Genomic DNA, 512 nt, shown 5'->3' with positions numbered 1-512 from the left:
GATCGGCATCGCCCTCAGCGCCGTGGCAGCGATGCTGACGGTGTGGTGGACGCTGCGCCGGCTGCCGGCACACCTGCAACCTCAGTCGCGCACCTGACCAGCGGAGATTGGCGCCCCGGTCTGGAGCCCCATTGCTGCCAAATAAGCCCACGGGTAAATCCCCCGCTGGTGCCCATCGCTGAAAATCAACTGCACGCCATACCCCTGGGGATGGACCTCCAGCACCCGGACACGGTCCGACACCAGCGGCGGCATGCCTCTCAATCGGAAGGCCCGGCACTGCGAGCACGGGCATTCACGGCGCAGGCGAGCGTGGTCGATCCATTGCACGCCGTCGCGCCATTCCAGCCTCAAGCGCCCATCATCATCGCGGCCAATGCCGTTCGGTGCACTGTTCATTGCAGTTGTGCCAGGGCAATGCGCACCGCCTTGCGTACTTCCGGGTCGCCATCGTCGGCCGCATCACGCAGCGGGCCAAGGGCCTGTCGGTCGCCCAACTCGCCCAGCGCAAG

2 protein-coding genes are annotated in these 512 nt (G+C 66.6%); both read right to left on the bottom strand.

The features are described 5' to 3' along the window. Positions 1–81 precede the first annotated feature (81 nt). Positions 82–399 carry a DUF971 domain-containing protein gene (locus HX846_RS36260; protein WP_008433404.1) on the bottom strand — a complete coding sequence of 106 codons (318 nt, stop codon included), beginning with the start codon at positions 397–399 and terminating at the stop codon, positions 82–84. Beyond that, on the bottom strand, positions 396–512 hold a 117-nt coding region (locus HX846_RS36255; RefSeq protein ID WP_372242061.1), incomplete at its 5' end, for a HEAT repeat domain-containing protein. The genes HX846_RS36260 and HX846_RS36255, both read right to left, overlap by 4 nt.

Origin of the sequence: Pseudomonas sp. K5002, assembly GCF_013386655.1 — a bacterium.
Taxonomy (GTDB): domain Bacteria; phylum Pseudomonadota; class Gammaproteobacteria; order Pseudomonadales; family Pseudomonadaceae; genus Aquipseudomonas.
The sequence above is the reverse complement of the archived record's forward strand: the minus strand, read 5'-3'. Positions and strand labels throughout refer to the sequence as shown.

Excerpts from the sequence above, each read along its gene's own strand:
- HX846_RS36260 (WP_008433404.1), bottom strand. The coding sequence starts at position 399 with ATGAACAGTGCACCGAACGGCATTGGCCGCGATGATGATGGGCGCTTG.